The 20,254-nt window shown below is 64.6% G+C and carries 15 protein-coding genes, 2 tRNA genes and 2 rRNA genes; 7 read left to right on the top strand and 12 right to left on the bottom strand.

Annotated elements, in window-relative coordinates:
* The first annotated feature begins 26 nt into the window (after nt 1-26).
* The 7 genes from ACL58G_RS00310 to ACL58G_RS00280 all read left to right on the top strand — a co-directional run bounded on the left by ACL58G_RS00310 (nt 27) and on the right by ACL58G_RS00280 (nt 8,290).
* A tRNA-Ile gene (locus ACL58G_RS00310) sits at nt 27-103 on the top strand.
* Between the two features lie 10 nt (nt 104-113).
* Nucleotides 114-189, top strand: a tRNA-Ala gene (locus ACL58G_RS00305).
* Nucleotides 190-412: 223 nt separating this feature from the next.
* Nucleotides 413-3,289: ribosomal RNA gene (locus ACL58G_RS00300) — 23S ribosomal RNA — on the top strand.
* Nucleotides 3,290-3,415: 126 nt separating this feature from the next.
* Nucleotides 3,416-3,528 (top strand): 5S ribosomal RNA (gene rrf / locus ACL58G_RS00295).
* Nucleotides 3,529-3,718: 190 nt separating this feature from the next.
* Nucleotides 3,719-4,897, top strand: a complete 1,179-nt coding sequence (locus ACL58G_RS00290) for a helix-turn-helix domain-containing protein (protein WP_413386515.1) — start codon at nt 3,719-3,721, stop codon at nt 4,895-4,897.
* A 100-nt stretch (nt 4,898-4,997) separates the two neighbouring features.
* The gene (locus ACL58G_RS00285) at nt 4,998-7,040 is read left to right on the top strand and encodes a beta-galactosidase (RefSeq protein WP_440964580.1); all 2,043 of its coding nucleotides are present in this window, start codon (nt 4,998-5,000) and stop codon (nt 7,038-7,040) included.
* 26 nt (nt 7,041-7,066) lie between these two features.
* Complete coding sequence (locus ACL58G_RS00280) at nt 7,067-8,290, top strand: glycoside hydrolase family 5 protein (RefSeq protein ID WP_440964579.1); 1,224 nt, start codon at nt 7,067-7,069, stop codon at nt 8,288-8,290.
* Nucleotides 8,291-8,293: 3 nt separating this feature from the next.
* Here ACL58G_RS00280 and ACL58G_RS00275 read toward each other — a convergent pair whose 3' ends face one another.
* From ACL58G_RS00275 to ACL58G_RS00220, 12 genes are all read right to left on the bottom strand, one after another.
* The gene (locus tag ACL58G_RS00275) at nt 8,294-8,695 is read right to left on the bottom strand and encodes a DUF2061 domain-containing protein (RefSeq protein ID WP_413386520.1); all 402 of its coding nucleotides are present in this window, start codon (nt 8,693-8,695) and stop codon (nt 8,294-8,296) included.
* A 195-nt stretch (nt 8,696-8,890) separates the two neighbouring features.
* Nucleotides 8,891-9,753, bottom strand: a protein-coding gene (locus ACL58G_RS00270; protein WP_413381855.1) for an IS5 family transposase whose coding sequence is annotated in 2 segments (ribosomal slippage) — nt 8,891-9,411 and nt 9,411-9,753 — 864 coding nt in all. Because the reading frame shifts where the segments join, the coding sequence is not laid out codon by codon here.
* A gap of 49 nt (nt 9,754-9,802) precedes the next feature.
* Nucleotides 9,803-11,260: a cobyric acid synthase gene (locus tag ACL58G_RS00265; protein ID WP_440964578.1), complete on the bottom strand. Its 1,458-nt coding sequence runs from the start codon at nt 11,258-11,260 to the stop codon at nt 9,803-9,805.
* Nucleotides 11,257-12,135, bottom strand: a complete 879-nt coding sequence (locus tag ACL58G_RS00260; protein WP_413386524.1) for a cobalamin-binding protein — start codon at nt 12,133-12,135, stop codon at nt 11,257-11,259. Before ACL58G_RS00260 ends, ACL58G_RS00265 begins: the two co-directional genes overlap by 4 nt.
* The gene (cobD, locus tag ACL58G_RS00255) at nt 12,132-13,133 is read right to left on the bottom strand and encodes a threonine-phosphate decarboxylase CobD (protein ID WP_440964577.1); all 1,002 of its coding nucleotides are present in this window, start codon (nt 13,131-13,133) and stop codon (nt 12,132-12,134) included. Before cobD ends, ACL58G_RS00260 begins: the two co-directional genes overlap by 4 nt.
* Nucleotides 13,126-14,067 (bottom strand): CobD/CbiB family cobalamin biosynthesis protein, encoded by a 942-nt coding sequence (locus ACL58G_RS00250; protein ID WP_440964576.1) that lies wholly within the window; start codon nt 14,065-14,067, stop codon nt 13,126-13,128. The genes cobD and ACL58G_RS00250 overlap by 8 nt, the downstream gene beginning before the upstream one ends.
* Nucleotides 14,061-14,621 (bottom strand): bifunctional adenosylcobinamide kinase/adenosylcobinamide-phosphate guanylyltransferase, encoded by a 561-nt coding sequence (cobU, locus tag ACL58G_RS00245; RefSeq protein WP_413344179.1) that lies wholly within the window; start codon nt 14,619-14,621, stop codon nt 14,061-14,063. The genes ACL58G_RS00250 and cobU overlap by 7 nt, the downstream gene beginning before the upstream one ends.
* Nucleotides 14,618-15,916, bottom strand: coding sequence for a cobyrinate a,c-diamide synthase (locus ACL58G_RS00240; protein WP_440964575.1), 1,299 nt, complete (start codon nt 15,914-15,916; stop codon nt 14,618-14,620). Before ACL58G_RS00240 ends, cobU begins: the two co-directional genes overlap by 4 nt.
* Entirely contained in the window at nt 15,916-16,542 is a 627-nt protein-coding gene (cobO, locus tag ACL58G_RS00235; RefSeq protein WP_440964574.1) for a cob(I)yrinic acid a,c-diamide adenosyltransferase, read from the bottom strand. Before cobO ends, ACL58G_RS00240 begins: the two co-directional genes overlap by 1 nt.
* Nucleotides 16,535-17,314, bottom strand: coding sequence for an ABC transporter ATP-binding protein (locus ACL58G_RS00230; RefSeq protein ID WP_413344173.1), 780 nt, complete (start codon nt 17,312-17,314; stop codon nt 16,535-16,537). The genes cobO and ACL58G_RS00230 overlap by 8 nt, the downstream gene beginning before the upstream one ends.
* The gene (locus ACL58G_RS00225; RefSeq protein WP_440964573.1) at nt 17,311-18,333 is read right to left on the bottom strand and encodes a FecCD family ABC transporter permease; all 1,023 of its coding nucleotides are present in this window, start codon (nt 18,331-18,333) and stop codon (nt 17,311-17,313) included. Before ACL58G_RS00225 ends, ACL58G_RS00230 begins: the two co-directional genes overlap by 4 nt.
* Before the next feature lie 33 nt (nt 18,334-18,366).
* Nucleotides 18,367-20,211, bottom strand: a complete 1,845-nt coding sequence (locus tag ACL58G_RS00220; RefSeq protein WP_440964572.1) for a TonB-dependent receptor domain-containing protein — start codon at nt 20,209-20,211, stop codon at nt 18,367-18,369.
* Between the last annotated feature and the right edge of the window lie 43 nt (nt 20,212-20,254).

The following is a 20,254-nucleotide window of genomic DNA, read 5'->3' as shown; positions in this document are numbered from 1 at the left end:
GTTATAAAGTTAAACGAGAACAGTTCGGGTCTGTAGCTCAGTCGGTTAGAGCACCGTGTTGATAACGCGGGGGTCGTTGGTTCGAATCCAACCAGACCCACCAGTTACCAAATGGGGGATTAGCTCAGCTGGGAGAGCACCTGCTTTGCAAGCAGGGGGTCGTCGGTTCGATCCCGTCATCCTCCACCATTCGACTGTTTAGACTATCTTTATCCAAGACCTGCGTCTTCGATAAGTGTAGTTCTCGTTCTTTAACAATCTGGAAGAAGTAAAGTTTTCTTTAAGCGTGTAGCTGGTCTAACGATCAGATGCACACTTAGGGTAGAAAATCTGTATGTATCAACAAACAAAGTAAGCTGAACTCTTGTCGATATGACGTTCCCTGATACTCATGCAGGGGCCAACGTTATAGGGACAAGTGAATAAGTGCACATGGTGGATGCCTTGGCGATTACAGGCGATGAAGGACGTAGTAGCTTGCGATAAGCTGCGGGGAGTGAGCAAACACACTTTGATCCGCAGATTTCCGAATGGGGAAACCCGGCCTTTTAGGTCATTGCATACTGAATACATAGGTATGCAAAGCGAACGCGGCGAACTGAAACATCTAAGTAGCTGCAGGAAAAGAAATCAACCGAGATTCCCAAAGTAGTGGCGAGCGAAATGGGATGAGCCTTGTACGTGATAGTCGATCGAATAGTGGAACAGCCTGGAAATGCTGGCCATAGAGGGTGATAGCCCCTTACACGAAATTCGAACGGTGGTACTAAGCGTGCGACAAGTAGGGCGGGACACGAGAAATCCTGTCTGAAGATGGGGGGACCATCCTCCAAGGCTAAATACTCGTAATCGACCGATAGTGAACCAGTACCGTGAGGGAAAGGCGAAAAGAACCCCGGGAGGGGAGTGAAATAGATCCTGAAACCGTGTGCATACAAACAGTCGGAGCCTCTTCGTGGGGTGACGGCGTACCTTTTGTATAATGGGTCAGCGACTTACATTCAGTGGCGAGGTTAACCGAATAGGGGAGCCGTAGAGAAATCGAGTCCGAACAGGGCGACAGTCGCTGGGTGTAGACCCGAAACCAGGTGATCTACCCATGGCCAGGATGAAGGTGCGGTAACACGCCCTGGAGGTCCGAACCCACTAATGTTGAAAAATTAGGGGATGAGCTGTGGGTAGGGGTGAAAGGCTAAACAAACCTGGAAATAGCTGGTTCTCTCCGAAAACTATTTAGGTAGTGCCTCAAGTATCACCATCGGGGGTAGAGCACTGTTATGGCTAGGGGGTCATTGCGACTTACCAAACCATTGCAAACTCCGAATACCGATGAGTGCGAGCTTGGGAGACAGACGTCGGGTGCTAACGTCCGGCGTCAAGAGGGAAACAACCCAGACCGCCAGCTAAGGTCCCAAAGATTGGCTAAGTGGAAAACGAAGTGGGAAGGCTAAAACAGTCAGGATGTTGGCTTAGAAGCAGCCATCATTTAAAGAAAGCGTAATAGCTCACTGATCGAGTCGTCCTGCGCGGAAGATGTAACGGGGCTAAGCCAGTCACCGAAGCTGCGGATATGTGCTTGCACATATGGTAGGAGAGCGTTCCGTAAGCCTGAGAAGGTGTCTTGTAAAGGATGCTGGAGGTATCGGAAGTGCGAATGCTGACATGAGTAGCGATAAAGAGGGTGAAAAGCCCTCTCGCCGAAAGCCCAAGGTTTCCTGTTCAACGTTCATCGGAGCAGGGTGAGTCGGCCCCTAAGGCGAGGCAGAGATGCGTAGCTGATGGGAAGCAGGTTAATATTCCTGCACCGTCGTATGATGCGATGGGGGGACGGATCGCGGAAGGTTGTCCAACTGTTGGAATAGTTGGTTCTTGACTCATAGAAGGCGCTTAGGCAAATCCGGGCGCGTAATTCAAGGGGTCGAGACGTGTGCCCTTGTGGCACGAAGCAATCGGAAGTGGTTCCAAGAAAAGCCTCTAAGCTTCAGTCATACGAGACCGTACCGCAAACCGACACAGGTGGGCGAGATGAGTATTCTAAGGCGCTTGAGAGAACTCGGGAGAAGGAACTCGGCAAATTGGTACCGTAACTTCGGGATAAGGTACGCCCCGGTAGCTTGAATGGTTTACTCCATGAGGGTGAAAGGGTTGCAATAAACTGGTGGCTGCGACTGTTTAATAAAAACACAGCACTCTGCAAACACGAAAGTGGACGTATAGGGTGTGACGCCTGCCCGGTGCTGGAAGATTAAATGATGGGGTGCAAGCTCTTGATTGAAGTCCCAGTAAACGGCGGCCGTAACTATAACGGTCCTAAGGTAGCGAAATTCCTTGTCGGGTAAGTTCCGACCTGCACGAATGGCGTAACGATGGCCACACTGTCTCCTCCCGAGACTCAGCGAAGTTGAAATGTTTGTGATGATGCAATCTACCCGCGGCTAGACGGAAAGACCCCATGAACCTTTACTGTAGCTTTGCATTGGACTTTGAACCAATCTGTGTAGGATAGGTGGGAGGCTTTGAAGCGGGGACGCCAGTTCTCGTGGAGCCAACCTTGAAATACCACCCTGGTTCGTTTGAGGTTCTAACCTTGGCCCGTGATCCGGGTCGGGGACAGTGCATGGTAGGCAGTTTGACTGGGGCGGTCTCCTCCTAAAGTGTAACGGAGGAGTTCGAAGGTACGCTAGGTACGGTCGGACATCGTGCTAATAGTGCAATGGCATAAGCGTGCTTAACTGCGAGACCGACAAGTCGAGCAGGTACGAAAGTAGGACATAGTGATCCGGTGGTTCTGTATGGAAGGGCCATCGCTCAACGGATAAAAGGTACTCTGGGGATAACAGGCTGATTCCTCCCAAGAGTTCATATCGACGGGGGAGTTTGGCACCTCGATGTCGGCTCATCACATCCTGGGGCTGTAGCCGGTCCCAAGGGTATGGCTGTTCGCCATTTAAAGTGGTACGTGAGCTGGGTTTAAAACGTCGTGAGACAGTTTGGTCCCTATCTGCCGTGGGCGTTGGAAATTTGAAGGGGGCTGCTCCTAGTACGAGAGGACCGGAGTGGACGAACCTCTGGTGTACCGGTTGTCACGCCAGTGGCATTGCCGGGTAGCTAAGTTCGGAAGAGATAACCGCTGAAAGCATCTAAGCGGGAAACTCGCCTTGAGATGAGATTTCCCGGAGCCTTGAGCTCCTTGAAGGGTCGTTCGAGACCAGGACGTTGATAGGTCAGGTGTGGAAGTGCAGTAATGCATTAAGCTAACTGATACTAATTGCCCGTACGGCTTGTCCCTATAACCTTGGCAGTCATTGCCAACGCAAGGGTTCAGCTGTTTGTTGAGACAACAGATTACGAAAACCGCTTCTTCCGGATTCAGAGTGACGCATGCACTATGCAAGCGGCACTCGTACAAGTTATGCCTGATGACCATAGCAAGTCTGTACCACCCCTTCCCATCCCGAACAGGACCGTGAAAAGACTCTGCGCCGATGATAGTGCTGCAACCAGTGTGAAAGTAGGTTATCGTCAGGCTAGTTATATGCAGAAGCCCGCTCAGTATGCACTGAGCGGGCTTTTTGCTTTTCAGCTGTCCACAATGGATATCAAATTCAGCCTCGCAAACGAAAATTTTCGCATCGTCATAGAAAAAACTGCAGCGTTGATACGATATTGAAGCCTGGTGGCGTTAAGCTTCCTTGACGAGACACCCGATGTAGCCAAGATGCAAAATTTCTATAAAAAAGCGCTTTACGCGCTCCTTTTGTTGCTGGTCGCGGACGCTTTGATCGCCTGCCTGTGCGTGTACCAAAGTTATCCATCCGCCGCGCTGATGCCGCCGGGAGGCGGGGGCCTGTACTGGCGCCCGGTCACGAAGACGGACGCGCCGGAGGGCGGTACCTCGACCATACGCGTCATCGAGACCGCCCAGCGATCGCTTCGTTTCGACTTCCGGCTCACGCGGGCGACGACGTATCCGTTCGTCTCGGCCGACATGTTGTTCGAGGACGGCGAGGGCAATGCCGTGCCGGTGGATTTGTCGAGATTCGACACCATCACGTTCACGGCCAAATGCAATCCGATGAATGCCCTCATATTCGCCCTGCCGACATTCGACGCGGCCATCTCGAAGCCGGGCGACTACCTGACCTACCCGTCGCCGCTCACGTTTTTCTCCTGCAATGAGCGGGGTACGCCCGTATCGCTGGACCTGACGCGGCTGACCATCCCCCAGTGGTGGTACGACAGGATGCATCTCGACCTGTCGCACCAGTCTTATCAACTGACCCAGGTGGCGAAATTCGTCTTCGGTGTCAGCCAGCAGACCCCGCGCGACCGCGACAGCCGCGTGGAAATCAGTCATGTCACGTTGCATGGTCGCGATTATCGCTATCTCGTCGCGCTGGCGATCGTCCTCGTGGGCAGTTGGTGCGCGTTCGCGTTCTGGTTTTTCCGGGCCCATGCGCGCGAACTGGCGGCCAGCCTGGACAGCAAGCTCAGGAAGGATTTGCCGCTCGTCGCCTATCGGCAGCTGACGCTCGAACCGTTCAAGGACAAGGAAAAAGCGGCCGTCCTGCGTTTCATCGCGACGAATTACACGAATCCCGACCTGGACCTGGACCGCGTCGTCGCGGGAACGGGCGCCAACCGCAACAAGGTCAATGAAGTACTGAAGGCGGAACTCGGCATGACGTTCACGGCCTACCTGAAAAAACTGCGGCTGACGGAATCGGCCCGGCTGCTCACCGAGGCGCCGGCCGTGACCGTGGCCGAGGTCGCCTACTCCGTCGGTTACGCCAACGTCTCGTATTTCAACAAGCTGTTCAAGGAAGAATACGGCTGCACGCCCAAGGTTTTCAAGAGCGTGGCGAGCGCCGCGCAGCAGGAGCAGCACGACTCATAACAAATCCTGCATTTTTTGCTAAATCTTCCGCATTGGCGTTAGCGAGGCGCCGCCGGGCACCTTTATTCTTTTGTGGTCGAGAAACCTTCAAAGATCCAAAATGAAACTCATTGCAAAGATCGCCTTCGCCCTGGCCACGCTGGCCGGGCCTGCCTCGCTCCCGCTCGCCGCCCCCGTGGGCTGGCCCGGCCCGGGACAACTGTTCGTCGGGACGTGCTACCAGCCCGTCGACCGCACACCCGACCAGATCCAGCGCGACATCGCCCTGATGAAGAAGGCCGGGTTCAACGTCGTCCGGATGGGCGACCTGTCCTGGGATTACTTCGAACCCGAAGACGGCAAGTTCAAATTCGAGGAATTCGACCGCATCGTGGACGCCATGCAGGCGAACGGCATCAAGGTGATCGTGGATATTCCCGGCACGCCTGCGCCCCTGTGGCTGCATCGCAAATACCCCGGCGTGAACCTCGTGAATGCACAGGGCGCGACCGTGCAGCCGGCCGAGCGCTACATGCTCGACATCAGCGACCCGGATTACCGCCGTCACGCCGTCCGTCTGGCCGAGAAGCTGACGCAGCGCTACGGCAAGCATCCGGCCGTGATCGCGATCGGCTTCGACAACGAGATCGGCAACACGTTCATGTCGTATTCGAAGGCCGACCGGACCCGCTTCGTCGCCTGGCTCAAACGAAAATACGGTACGCTGGACGCGCTGAACCAGGCGTGGGCGACCCAGCGCTGGTCGCGCCACCTGTCGTCGTGGGACGAAGTGGAGCTGCCGTATGCGGACGGTCCCGGCCCGGCCGAGCGCAACCTCGACCTGCGCCGCTTCTGGTCCGACAACACGATCGCCGTGCTGAAGGATCTCGAAGCCGTCCGCGTGAAGTATGCGCCGGACAAGCCGGCGATCTCGAACCTGTGGGACAGCGCCGGGCGCAAGGGCTTCGACTATCTGTCGACGTATCGCCAGTACGCGCATTACGGTGCGATGGGCTTTTATCCGGGCGAGCCGGTCGGATCCGGCTTTGAAGCATTGATGATGAAGGCTGGCCTGGACACGCCCATCTGGTTCAACGAGTTCACGGCGGGCGGCGGCGGCTACTACGGGACCAAAGGGCGCTCGCGCATGTGGGCTCACTTCGGCCTGCTGCTCGGCGCCCAATCCGTGATGGCGTGGACCTACAATTCCCACCTCGGCGGCGAGGAACAGATGATAATGGGTCTTCTCGACCACGACAGCAAGCCGTCGTGGAAGCTGTGGGAATTCGGCACGATCGCGCGCGAGTTCAAGACGCTGCAGGCGCTGGGCTTCCCGCGCCACACGGAACCGCAGGTCGCGTTCGCGTACTCGTTCGACAGCCGTAATGCTTCCACGCCGCCGGGGCCGTCGAACACGATGCGCCAGTACTTCACGATCCCGTACATGGACCAGCTCCACAACGCGTTCGCGCCCATCTTCAACGATAACATCGACACCGCCGTCATCCACGTGGGCCATGACGACCTGCGGCGCTACAAGATGGTCGTGGTGGCGGCCGACCTCGTGATGGACAAGGCGAGTGCCGACGCGCTGCGCCGCTACGTGCAGGACGGCGGCACGGTCGTGATGACGGCTTTCTCGGCAAAGGTCAGCGAGACGGGCCAGGTGTTCGACACCCCGCTGCCGGGCCGCCTCAGCGACGTGTTCGGCTTGCGCACCAGCGAGTACTACAACGCCGACGCACCGCTCGACGTCGGCTTCGACGGCAAGACCGTGAAGACGACGACGAAGTTCTACGAAGTGCTGGAACCGTCCACGGCGAAGGTCGTCGCGCGCCTGACCAACGTGCCGGATGCGCCGCCCGCGATCACCGAAAACCGCTACGGCAAGGGCAGGGCGATCTACGTCGCCACGGCCGCGCAGCGCCCCGTGATGCAGGCGTTGTACCGCAGCCTGTACGGCGAACTTGGCATCAGGCCGGGCCCCGCGACACCGGAAGGCGTCTATGCCCGCGAGGTCGATGGCCGCACGCTGTACGTCAACACGACGACGCAACCGCAGGACGTGAAGTTCGACGGTACTGCCACCGGCGTGCTCGGTGGCCGCGCGTGGGAGGGCACGCTGCGGCTCGAGCCCTTCGGCGCCGAGCTGCTGCGCAAATAAGCGCCGACCATGTTCGGGAAGACGGAATGAATCGTTTCATGAAGAAGATCGGTCTTGCCTGTGCCGCGCTGCTGGTGCTGGGGTTGGCGCTCGCCGCGCTGCGCGCCCGGACGCCTGCGCCGGTACCGGTACACTACCCCAGCTACAATTCGAACCCGCTGCCCGCCGACATGTCGGGCATGCGCGACGACGCGGTGCACATGGCGGGCAGGATGCGCCTGGGCTGGAACGTCGGGAATACGATGGAAGCCATCGGCGGCGAGACCAACTGGGGCAATCCGCTCGTCAGCAACAGCCTGATCCGGCTGGTCAGGCAGAGCGGCTTCGATGCCATCCGCCTCCCCGTGGCGTGGGACCAGTATGCCGACCCGGGGACGGGCAAGATCAGCGACACCTGGCTGGCCCGTGTGAAGCAGGTGGTGCAGTACTGCGTCGACAACGACATGGTCGTGCTGGTGAACATCCACTGGGACGGCGGCTGGCTCCAGGAGAACTTCACGGCCGACAGGCAGGCCGCCGTCAACGCGAAACAGAAGGCGTACTGGGAACAGATCGCCACGCTGCTGCGCGACTTCGATGGCCGCGTGCTCTTCGCCAGCGCCAACGAACCGGACGTCAAGGACGCCGGCCAGATGGCCATCCTGGCGTCGTACCACCAGACCTTCGTCGATGCCGTGCGCTCGACCGGCGGCCGCAACGCCTACCGCGTGCTGGTGGTCCAGGGGCCAAGCACCGACATCGAGAAGACCAACAAGCTGATGACGGCCATGCCGACCGATACGGTCCCAGGCCGTCTGATGGCGGAAGTCCACTTCTATACCCCGTTCAACTTCGCCCTGATGACGAAGGACGAAGCGTGGGGCAAGCAAGCCTATTACTGGGGCGCGGCGTATCACTCCAGGACCGACACCGCCCATAATGCGACCGCGGGCGAGGAGGCACTGGTCGACGACCTGTTCGGCCGCATGAAGGCGCAGTTCGTGGACAAGGGCATCCCCGTCCTCCTCGGCGAATTCGGCGCGATCCGCCGCTCGCAACTGACGGGCGGCGATCTCGAGCGGCACCTCGCCGGCCGCGCTTACTATCACAAGTACGTCGTCAAGACCGCCCTGAAGAACGGCATGATCCCGTTTTACTGGGACACGGGCGATCTCGGCCCGAACAGCTTCGGCCTGTTCGACCGGAAGAACGGCACGGTCTTCGACCGGCAGACGCTCGACGCGCTGCGCGAGGGCGCGTCCGGGGAGTGATTGTCAGGTCGGGGACGTACCGACGCCGCGGCCGATCGCGTTGTCCCACAACCGGTCGTGCAGCGGCATCAGGATCACGTTGCAGACCGGTTCGAGCAGCGCCGCCATGCCGCCGAAGGCCACCGACCCGGTGGCCAGGTACAGGACGCCGAACGCCACGCCACCGTGCATCGTGGCCTGGCTGATCTTTTCGAGGCTGGCGAGCAAGTAGCGGCGCCGCCCGCTGGCCGCATGCACGCGGCGCGCCCACGCCCGTTCGTGGAACGGCAGCAGCAGCACGTTCAGCACGGGTTCGACCAGCACGGCGAGTCCGCCGAGCGCGATCGACCCCGTGAACGCATAGGCGATCGCGAAACCGATCGCCATGTGCGTGATGACCTGACTGCCTTTGCGTGCCGCTGCCATGAGATACTCCTTTATCGTCCAGCTCGCTCAAATGATATCGATTCTCATTTGAGTGGGCCAATCGGATGATTTTAAGCCGGCGATAGGCTGGCTTTATCGACCATCGAAGAGACCCCGTGACGGACCTGCCGCTCGGCCTGCAGATTTACCCGATGTCGGCGCTGGGCACGGCGGCTAGGGCGTGTCTGACTGACCTCAGAGCAGCCATAAAACAATTGTCGCCACAAGCACGGCGGTGAAGAAGTTATGGCCGCGTTTATCGTATCGCGTTGCGACGGCGCGGAAGTCTTTTAATCGGTTGATGGCGCGCTCGACGACGTTACGCCCCTTGTACGCTTCAGCGTCGAAGCGCGGTGGCGATCCGCCCCGACGCCCTTTGCGCAGCCGGTTTTTCTGTGCATCGAGTCGTTCCGGGCAGACGCAGCGAATTCCCCGCTGCTGGATCTCTCGCCGATAATGACGCGCGCCATATGCCCGGTCGACACGTAGGCACGTCGGGCGTTTGCGCGGACGCCCTCGTCCCGATCGGGGCACGGAGATGGCATCAAGGACGGTGCCGATGTTCGCCGCGTCGCTGCATTGCCCGGCTGTGACTACGAAAGATAAAGGCAAGCCATGCCCGTCTACGCAGAGATGGATTTTGCTGGTGAGGCCACCACGCGAATGTCCCAGCCACTCGTCAGTTACATCCCCCTTTTTTCTGACGAAGGAAGCGTCTTCCGGGCGCCGGCCGCACTTCGTTGCGCCTTCACATGGGTCGCGTCAAGCGCAGCGCCATCCCAGTCGATGCGGCCAGACGCATCCGCTGCCGCTTGCATGATCTTGAGAAGGCGGTGCCATGTACCGTTGCGCGACCAGCGCACAAACCTGTCGTAGCAGGTCTGCCAGGGACCGTAGCGAGGCGGAATGTCGCGCCAGGGCGCGCCAGTTCGCAATCGCCACAAGATCCCGTTGATCACATGTCGATGCCCGACATACGCATGACCGTGACGTGGATTGGGCGGCAAATGTGGCTCCAGCTGCCGCCATTGCTGTTCAGTTAGATCAGTTCGGCTCATCGCCATCTGACCAACCAAACAAAATTTCGTTCACTCAGTCAGACAGACCCTAGGCGAGCGCCAGCAGCCGGTCGAGGAGCGGCGCCGCCGCATCCGCGATCCGGTCCAGGCTCGCCTCCCGCAGCGCCGCCGTGTCCACGACATGCGCGCTGTGCAGCCCCGCCCAGCGCAGCAGCGCCGTGCACGCATCGGCATGGTCGAACAGCCCGTGCAGATAGGTGCCCAGCACCTGGCCGTCGTCCGAGCAGGCACCTTCCGGGCGGCCGCCGATCTCGAACGCGGGCCGCGCCAACGCATCGCCCGTCGACACGCCCATGTGGATCTCGTAGCCGGTAACCGCCGCCTCCAGCGCATCGGGCGCGAACACGCAGCGGCCCGTCACCTGCGCGAGGCGCTTCTGGCGCGTCAGCGTCGTGCCCAGGCCCAGCAGGCCGAGGCCTTTCGAGTGGCCGGCCGCGCCTTCCACGCCGTGCGGATCGTCGACGCAGGATCCCAGCATCTGGAAGCCGCCGCAGATGCCGATCACCCTGCCGCCATAGCGCAGGTGGCGGCGGATGCGCTCCGGCCAGCCCTGCGCGTGCAGCCAGGCCAGGTCGCCGCGCGTGTTCTTGCTGCCGGGGAGGATGATGAGGTCCGCATCGGGCACCGGCTCGCCTTCGCGCACGAAGCGCAGGTCGACGTCGGGATGGACGCGCAGCGCATCGAAATCCGTGTGGTTGCTCATGCGCGGATAGCTGGGCACGACCACGCGGAACGCGCCGGTCCCGGGCGCCACGGCCTGCACGGCATCTTCCGCATCGAGATACAGCCCGTGCAGATAAGGCAGCACGGCCAGCACCGGCTTGCCCGTCTGTTCTTCGAGCCAGTCCAGGCCCGGTTCGAGCAGTCTGATGTCGCCGCGGAAGCGGTTGATGACGAAGCCCTTGATGCGCGCGCGTTCGCTGTCCGACAGGCAGGCCAGCGTGCCGACGATGTGGGCGAATACGCCGCCGCGGTCGATGTCCGCGACGAGGATCACCGGGCAGTCGACCGCCTCCGCGAACCCCATATTGGCGATGTCGCGGTCGCGCAGGTTGATCTCGGCCGGGCTGCCGGCGCCTTCCACGATCACGGCATCGTACTGCGCACGCAGCCGCGCATGCGATTCCAGCACGGCCTGCATCGCCACCGTCTTGTACTGATGGTAGTCGCGCGCATTCATTTCGGCGCGCACGCGGCCGTGGATGACGACTTGCGCACCCGTGTCGCTCGATGGTTTCAGCAGCACCGGGTTCATGTCCGTGTGCGGTTCGAGTCCCGCGGCGACGGCCTGCAGCGCCTGGGCGCGGCCGATCTCGCCGCCGTCGCTCGTGACGGCGCTGTTCAGGGCCATGTTCTGCGGCTTGAACGGCGCCACGCGCACGCCGCGGCGCACCAGCAGCCGGCACAGCGCGGCGACGAGCGTGCTCTTGCCCGCGTCCGACGTCGTGCCCTGCACCATCAGGGTGGGATACGGGAAGCGGGTCATTTCGGACGATGGCTGCGCGCCAGTTCGAGCTTCTCGCACAGCTGCGCGGCACCGGCGATCATGCGCGGGCCGGAGCGGTTGAGCAGGTTGCCATCGATGGTGAACAGGTTGTGGTTGCGGACGGCGGTGAGTGTCCCGTAGGGCTTCCAGAGGCTCACGCCGCCGTAGTTCTTTTCCGCGGTGGCGAAGATCGCTTCCGGATTCTCCTGCAGCACGGCTTCGATCGACACGACGGGCGCCGTCACGGGCAGCTTGTCGAAGATGTTCTCGCCGCCGCACAGGCGCAGCGCGTCGCTGACGATGTGGCGGCCGTTCAGCGTGTACAGCGGCTTGTCCCACACCTGGTAAAAACTGCGCACGACGGGGCGCTTCGCATACCGGGCGCGCAGGTCGGCGATCTTGCCGCGCAGGCTTGCCGCCGCAGGGCCGGCGACGGCGTCGGTGCCCATCAGCTGGCCGAGCTTCCGCACGTTGTCCGCGATGTCTTCCAGCTTCTGCGGCTCGCTGTGGAACATCGGGATGCCGAGCTTCTGCACCATCTCGATCTGGCGCTCGGAACTGCCGTGGCGCCAGACGACGACCAGGTCGGGTTTCAAGGCCATGATGCGTTCCAGGTCGACTTCGCGGTTCGAGCCGATCTGCTGGATCGTCTTCGCTTCCTCGGGAAAGTCGCTGTACGAGACGACGCCCACGACATGGCTGCCGCCGCCCGCCGCGAACAGCAGCTCGGTGACGTGCGGCGCCAGCGAGATCACGCGCTGGGCCGGTTTCGCGACGGTGACGGTGGCGCCGGCGTCGTCCGTGACGCTGACGGCAGCCTGCGCCTGCAGGCTGGCCGCGCACAGGAGCGCGGCTGCGATGATCGATCGTTTCATGTGTCGTTCCATTCCCGGAGTGCTTGTTCGATGCGCCGCCATGCGGATTCGTTCCCCGGCAGGCCGACGCGGATGCCGCGCGCCGCGTCGGGGAACAGCCGTACCCAGATCGCGCGCCGCGCCATGTGTTCATGAAAAGCCTCGGCGCGCGGCTCCGCCCACCAGTGGAACAGCGGGGTGCCGTGGGCGTCGATGCCGTAGTGTGCAAGCAGGGCGTGCATGCGCGCGCCGTCGCGTGCGAGGCGCGTTTGCGTGGCCCGTTGCCAGCCGTGGTCGCGCAAGGCCGCGATCGCGATCTCCTGCGCCGGGCCGCTGACGGCCCATGGCCCGAGCAGGTCGTCCAGCGCCGTCAGCAGGGTCGTATCCGCACCGACGAAGCCGAGCCGCAAGCCGGCCAGGCCGAAGAATTTGCCGACCGAGCGCAGCACAATCAGACCCAGGGGACCGGGCCGGCCGGCGTGAGCGGCCACGCTGAGCGCCCGTGCCGTGTCGCCGAACGCCTCGTCCACGACGAGCCAGCCGCCGCGTGCCGCGAGCCGTTCCGCCCAGTGCAGCAGGCGTGCCGGCGCCACCGTCGCGCCGGTCGGATTGTTCGGGTTGATGACGACGACCACGTCGCTGCCGTCCACCGCGTCGTCGAGCGCGTCGTACGCCACCTGATGCATGACGTGGCCGTGGCGGCCCCAGTGATGCGCGTGTTCCGCATACGAGGGCGCGGACACCGTCACGCGCGCCGGCCCGGCCAGCTCGGCGCGCAGGCGCGGCAAGGCCTGGATCGCGGCCTGCGTGCCGGCCACCGGCAGCAGGTGCGGTGCGCCGTAGTATGCGCATGCGGCGCGCAGGAGCTCTGGATCCCGTTCCGGCAGGCGGTGCCACGCATCCGGCGTCGGCGCGGGCGCCGGATAGCCGTGCGGATTGATGCCGGTGGAGAGGTCGATCCAGTCCGTGCCGCCATAGCGTTGTTGCGCCGCGCGCAGGTTGCCGCCGTGTTCAAGCATGGATCGCTCCATCCAATACGAATAGCGCGGCGCCGGCCACGACGACCCACAGCAGCGTGGTACGCCACACGAGGCGCCAGGCACGCAGGATGTCGTCCGCGCACGCGTCCGGACCGGTGCCGAGCGGGGGCCGCTGTTCCGTCACGCCGTCGTACACGGCCGCGCCACCCAGCTGCACGCCCAGCGCGCCGGCGCCGCTGGCCATCACGGGGCCCGCGTTCGGGCTGCTCCACGCGGGCGCCTGCGCGCGCCAGCAGCGCCACGCGCGCAGCCGTCCCCGTTCCGCCAGCAGCACGTACGACAGGGCAGTCAGGCGCGCCGGCACATAGTTCAGCGCATCGTCGATGCGCGCGGCCACGCGGCCGAACAGGTTGAAGCGCGCATTGCGGTAGCCCCACATGGCATCCAGCGTGTTCCCGAGGCGGAACAGCACGACGCCGGCGCCGCCGCCGACGAGGAACCAGAACAGCGTGCCGAACACGGCGTCGTTGCCGTTTTCGAGCAGCGATTCGGCGCCGGCCTTGGCGAGGTCGGATTCGCCGGCCTGCTCCGTGTCGCGGCTGACGATGCGCGACGTCAGGCCGCGCGCCGCATCGAGGTCGCCGCGCACGAGCGCCGCATGGATCGGCAACGTATGGTCGCGCAGGCTGCGCAGGCCGATGCCCAGGTACAGCAGCACGGCATGGCCGGCCGCGCCGGCGTACGCGCATGCGAGCCACGCCAGCGCGCACAACGGCAGTACGGCGAGCATCCACGCGAGCAGCCCGCGCGCGATGCGCGAGCGCCCCCCGTTGAGCCGGCGTTCCAGCGCGGACGCCAGCCGGCCGAAACCGACGAGCGGATGCCAGCGCCGCGCCTCGCCCAGCAACAGGTCGAGCAGTACGCCGGCGACGAGCGCCAGCGCGAGCGTCGTGGGCGCCAGTCCGCTCAGCATGGCGCGCCCTTCAGCACGAGCGGCAGGCCGGCCGCGACGAACAGCACGCGGTCGCAGCGGGCGGCCACGTCCTGGTTCAGGCGGCCCGCTTCGTCCACGAACGCGCGCGAGACGGCGCCGTAGGGCACGATGCCCATGCCGGTTTCGTTCGATACGAAGACGACGTCGCCGGCGGGTGTCGCGTCCAGCCAGTCGAGCAGCGCGGCGCGTTCGTCGACGAACAGCGGCGGCAGGTCGATGGGGCCGACCTCGGGAAATTCCTGCCGCGTGGAGAACATCAGGTTCGTGAGCCACAACGTCAGGCAGTCGACGAGCACGATGCGCTCCGGCGCACACAGGATTCGCAACGTGGCCGCGAGCGCCGTCGGCTCTTCCACTGTTTTCCACTCCGCCGGCCGGCGCGCGCGATGATGGTCGATCCGTGCCGACATCTCCGTATCGCCCGCGTACGACGTCGCGACGTAGACGACGTCCTTGCCGGACTCGCGCGCGAGCCGCTCGGCCAGACCGCTCTTGCCGGACCGTGCGCCGCCGAGGAGGAGGGTGCGGCTCATTCCAGCTCTCCCTGCAACAGGCTCGCGACGGCGGCCGGGTTGGAGGCAAAGAACGCGTGGAAGTACGACGCCGTCAGCGACCCGACGCGGTAGACCGCTTCGCCCTGCGCGCCGGACGGATGTTTCACGGTCCACGCGACCGGCGCGAGCGGCGTCTCCAGGCGCGAATAGTGGAAGGTGTGGCCGCGCATCTGCCCGGCGTTCGTCGCGAGGCCCTGCGCTCCCAGTCCGGCCAAACGCGGCTGCATCAGCACGCGGCCCGGCAGCAGGCCGGCCATCGGCCAGTCGCGGCCCTCCTTGTCCACGAGCGACTCGGCCAGCACCATCATGCCGCCGCATTCCGCGAGAATAGTCAGGCCGGCCGCATGCGCCGCGCGGATCGATTCTTGCCAGCGCCCGGCCTGCGCCAGCGCTTCGCCGTGCAGTTCCGGGTAGCCGCCCGGCAGGTAGACGGCGTCGGCATCCTCGGGCACAGGTTCGTCCGCCAGCGGCGAGAACCACGTGATGCGCGCGCCCAGCGCTTCCAGCGTGTCGACGTTGGCCGGGTACAGGAAGCAGAACGCGGCGTCGCGCGCGATCGCCACCGTGAGCCCCGCCAGCAGCGGCGCGACCGGTTCTTCCGGCAACGCCTCGTCCGGCAGCTGGGGCGCCAGGGCGTTCCACTGCGCCGAGTCCAGCTGCAACTGGTCGGCCAGTTCGTCGAGGATGGCGTCGATGTCGGCGACTTCGCCCGGCACGACGAGGCCGAGATGGCGTTCCGGCAGCCGGCGCGTCTGCTTCGGCAGGGTCGCGAGCAACGGGATGTCGCGCAGCGACGCCGCGACCATGCGTGCATGGCCTTCGCTCGCGACGCGGTTGGCGACGACGCCGGCCATCCGCACGGGCCCGTAGTCGCGCAGGCCCATGACGACCGCGCCGGCCGTCTGCGCCATTGCCGACGCATCGATCACGGCCAGCACGGGCAGGTCGAATGCGCGCGCGAGGTCGGCGGCGGACGGATCGCCGTCGTACAGGCCCATCACGCCTTCCACCAATACGACGTCCGCTTCGCGCGCGGCGCGGGCCAGGCGCCGGCGGCTCTGCTCCAGGCCGACCATCCACAGGTCGAGCGTGTGCACCTTCGCGCGGCTCGCGTGCTCGAGGACCATCGGGTCGATGAAGTCCGGCCCGCATTTGAAGACGTGCACGCGCTGGCCCATGCGGCGCAGGCGCCGCGCCAGTGCGGCCGTCACTGTCGTCTTGCCCTGGCCGGACGCGATGGCCGCGACCAGCAGCATGCGGGCGCCGGAGGCCATCACCACTCCGTCCCGGCCTGCGCCGCGATGCCCGCCTTGAAGGCGTGCTTGACGACGTTCATTTCGGTCACGGTGTCCGCGACGGCGATGAGTTCCGGCGGCGCGGCGCGGCCCGTCACGACGACGTGCTGCATCTCCGGGCGGTCGAGCAGGTCGGCGATCACCGTGTGCACGTCCAGGTAGCGGTATTTCAGCGCGATGTTCAATTCGTCCAGCACGACGAGGCCGTAGGCGGGATCGGCCAGGAAGCGGCGCGCCTGCTCCCACGCTTCCTCGGCCTTGGCGATGTCGCGCTCGCGGTTCTGCGTCTCCCACGTATAGCCTTCGCCCATCGCGTGGAAGCCGACGTCGTCGGGGAAGCGGCGCAGGAACATCTCTTCGCCGGTGGACATCGCGCCCTTGATGAACTGGACGACGCCCACCTTCATGCCGTGGCCCAGCGCGCGCGCGACCATGCCGAACGCGCTCGAGCTCTTGCCCTTGCCGTTGCCGGTGTTGACGATGATGATGCCGATCTTCTTGTCGGCCGCGGCGATCTTGGCGTCGATGACGGCCTTCTTGCGCTCCATGCGCGCCCGGTGGCGCTCGTTCAGTTCCGCGGTTTGTTCAGGGGTCATGTCAGTCATGAGGGGCCTCCAAGGGAATGAAAATACGACGGCCCTTGTTCTCGATCGCGTCGATCGGGTGGCCGAGAAAGCTGCTCAGCAGCGGTGCCTGCAGTGCGTCGTCGACGGTGCCGGCATGCCAGCGGCCGTCGCCCATCAGCAGAAGGGCGTGGGTGGAAATACTGTGTGCCAGGTTCAGGTCGTGGCCGATCATCACGATGGTCTTGCCGCTTTGCCGGCACAGGCGCGACAGCAGCGACATCGTGCGCACCTGGTGCGCGAGGTCGAGCGCGTTCGCCGGCTCGTCCAGCAGCAGCAGCGGCGTGTCCTGCGCGAGCAGCGCGGCGATGGCCACGCGCTGGCGCTCGCCGCCGGACAACGTACGGACATCGCGCGTGGCGAGGTGGTCGACTTCCATCGCCACGAGGGCGTTCACGGCCGCGTGGTGGTCGTCGCTCTGTTCCCAGTAATGGTTGGCGTGGTAAGGATGGCGCGCGGACAGCACGGTTTCCATCACGCTGTACGCGAACGCGTCGCTGCGCGACTGCGGCAGGTACGCGCGTTCATGTGCCAGCGCTTCCAGCGGCCAGGCGGACAGCGGGCGGTCGTGCAGCGCGACGGTGCCGGCATCGGGCGCGCGCAGGCCGGCCACGGTGCGCAGCAGGGTGCTCTTGCCGGCGCCGTTGCGGCCGATGATGGACCAGCATTCGCCGGCGCGCACCACCCAGTCCAGGCCGTGCACGAGCACGCGGTCGCCGGCGCGCAATTCCAGTTGTCGGGTCGCGATCGTCATTTGTGCAGGCGGTGCAGTTGATACAGGAAGACGGGCGCGCCGATCAGCGCCGTGATGGCGCCGACGGGCAGCTGGGTCGGTGCGACGACCGTGCGCGCGACCGTATCGCACAGCACGAGCAGGCTGCCGCCGCCCAGCACGGCGGCCGGGATGAGCACGCGGTGGTCCGGGCCGAACGCGAAGCGGCAGGCATGCGGCACGATCAGGCCGACGAAGCCGATGGCGCCGGCGCTCGTCACCGCGCTCGCCGTCAGCACGGCCGATACGAAGAACAGGCCCTTGCGCACGGCGCCCACGCGTACGCCCAGCGTGGCGGCGGCTTCCGCGTGCAGCGCGAGCATGTTCATCGCCCGCGCGTTGCGCAGCGCGTACACGAGCGCCGCGGCCAGCACGATCCAGGGCAGGATGCGCAGCGGCGCGCCGGCCAGGTCGCCGATCATCCAGAACACCATGCTGCGCAGGCGTCCTTCCGGCGCGATCGACAGCATCAGCGTGACGAGCGCCATGCTGGCCGCCTGCATGATCGTGCCCGTCAGCAGCAGCATCGACGTGCCGCCTTCCACCGCGACCCCGCTGCGCATGTCGCGCCGCGCGAGCAGGTAGAGCAGCAGGGCGATCGTCACCGCGCCGGCCATCGCCGCGCCGTCCACGGTGGCCGCCGCGCACATCATCAGGAGCGCGAACAGCGCGCCGACCGACGCGCCGGCCGAGATGCCGAGCACGTACGGGTCGGCGAGCGGATTGCGCAGCAGCGCCTGCATCATGACGCCGGCCAGCGCGAGCGCGCCGCCGGTGACGAAGGCCATCAGCGCGCGGCCGGCGCGCAGCTCGACGAGCGATGCGGCCAGCGATTCCGGCCGGCCGCGCAGCACCTGCGCCACCGCGTCCGGCAGCTCGGCCGGCGCGACCGCAATCGATCCGCTCATGCCCGCGACGAGCAGGCTGGCGACCGCCACGCACAGCAGCGTGACGATGATTGGAATGGCGCGCTGGCGCAGTGGCGGTGGAACAGGGTGCATGGCTCGTCGGAACATGGTGGTTAGCGAACTCTCTCAGTGGCTACCATATTGGAAACCCGCGAACCAGGTGCGCCCAGAGGTGCCATAGTTGCGCGCCAGGTCGTAGTGCTTGTCGGCCGCGTTGTCGAGGCGGACCAGCAGCGACCAGTCGCGCGTCATGTGCCAGGTAGTGTACAGGTTCAGCAGGCCGTAGCCGCCGAGGCGGTTGGCGTTGGCGGCATCGTCGAAGCGGCGGCCGGAGGCCTGCAGCTCGACGCCGGTTTCCACGGCACCCACGGTGTAGTCGGCCGCGAAACTGGCGTGGCGGCGCGCGCGCCGGGCCAGCTGCTTGCCGGTCGTCTCGTCGCGCGGGTCCTGCAGGTCGGCGCTGGCACGCAGGTCCAGGTTGCCGATGCGGGTGTCGGCCGCCAGCGTCAGGCCTTCCAGCAGGGCGTGGTCGACGTTGTACGCGCAGCTGCCGTTCGGGCGGCCCGGGCACGGCGTGACGGACACGATCATGTCGGTCAGGCGGTTGCGGTAGTAGTTCGCCTGCAGGTCGACGCCGGCCACGCGGTACTGCACGCCCACTTCCGCATTGCGGCCCCGTTCGGGCTGGTTCGACGTCAGGCCATAGCCCGGGTAGTACAACTCGTTGAACGTGGGGGCGCGGAAGCTCGTGCCGTAGCTCGCCGTGGCGCGCAGGTCCTGCGTGAACTCGTAGCCGTAGCCGACGGCGCCCGTCGTCTTGCCGCCGTATTCGGAATGGTCGTTGCGCGCGCTGACGTCCAGCAGGTGGCTGCCGCGGCGCAGGTCGTACGAGGCCGCGAGGGAATTCGTGATGCGCGTGCGGTTGATGTCCCTGATGGCGCTGGACAGGACTTGTTCCTTGCGGTGGCCGGCCAGCACCTGCAGCGTGTCGCCGGCGATGTCGAACGTGTTCTGCCACGTGAACTCGTCCTGGCGCGTGTTCAGCTGCGTGGTGCCGGACGGCGTCGTGCTCGTGAAGCTGCCCAGTTTATCTTCCGAGCGTGCCGCCTGGACGCTGCTGCGCCAGTTCGGGAGGAAGCGGTCGTTCAGGAAGACGCTGTAGCTGTCGAGTTCCTGGATGTTGTGGGTGTCGAAGGCCGATTTGCCGCTGTCGTATTGCGCGCTCACGCGGCTCTGCATGAATTGCGCGCCGATCTCGTGACCCTCGGCCAGGCGCAGTGCGAGTCGTGCGTTGACGCTGTTGCGCGTGTAGCCGTCATCGTCCGCGTTGTAGCTCGACGAGCCGGGACGCGTGGACGAGAAGCCGTCCGATTCTTCGTGTGCGCCGGCGAGGGCATACGTCACGCCGTGCTCTCCGCCCGTCGAGCCGTGCACGCTGGCGTCGTACTGGTTGGTGCCGTACGTGCCGCCGCCCGCGCTGGCGCTGAACATGGGCGCGCCTTCGCTCTTCTTGGTGAAGATCTGCACGACGCCGCCGATGGCATCCGCGCCGTACAGGGAGCTCAGGGGGCCGTAGACGATCTCGATGTGGTCGATGGCCGACAGCGGGATCGCATTCCACGACGCCGCACCCGTGGTGGCGGAGCCGATGCGCACGCCGTCGACGAGGACGACGACCTGGTTGCTGTTGGCGCCGCGCAGGAACACGGTGGTGTTGGTGCCCGCGCCGCCGTTGCGCGAGATTTCGATGCCGCGCTGGCGGCGCAGCACGTCGGCGACGGAGCCGGCGCCCGCGCGGGCGATGTCGTCGCTGGAGATGACGACGGTGTCCGCGATGACGTCTTCGGCGCGCTGCGGCGTGCGATTCGCGGTGACGATGACGGTGTCGGGAATGGGATCGGCGTGGGCCGATGCGGCGGCAGCGAATGCGAGCGAAAGCGCGGCTGCCTGCCGGGAAACAGGAAAGGACATGACGTTTTTATTGTGATGGACAACCGGCCGACGTCCCCGTCAG

The organism is Massilia sp. GER05 (assembly GCF_052056005.1).
Taxonomy (GTDB): Bacteria; Pseudomonadota; Gammaproteobacteria; order Burkholderiales; family Burkholderiaceae_D; genus Telluria; species Telluria orientalis.
Note: the sequence above shows the minus strand (reverse complement) of the source record. Positions and strands in the feature narration are given on the sequence as shown.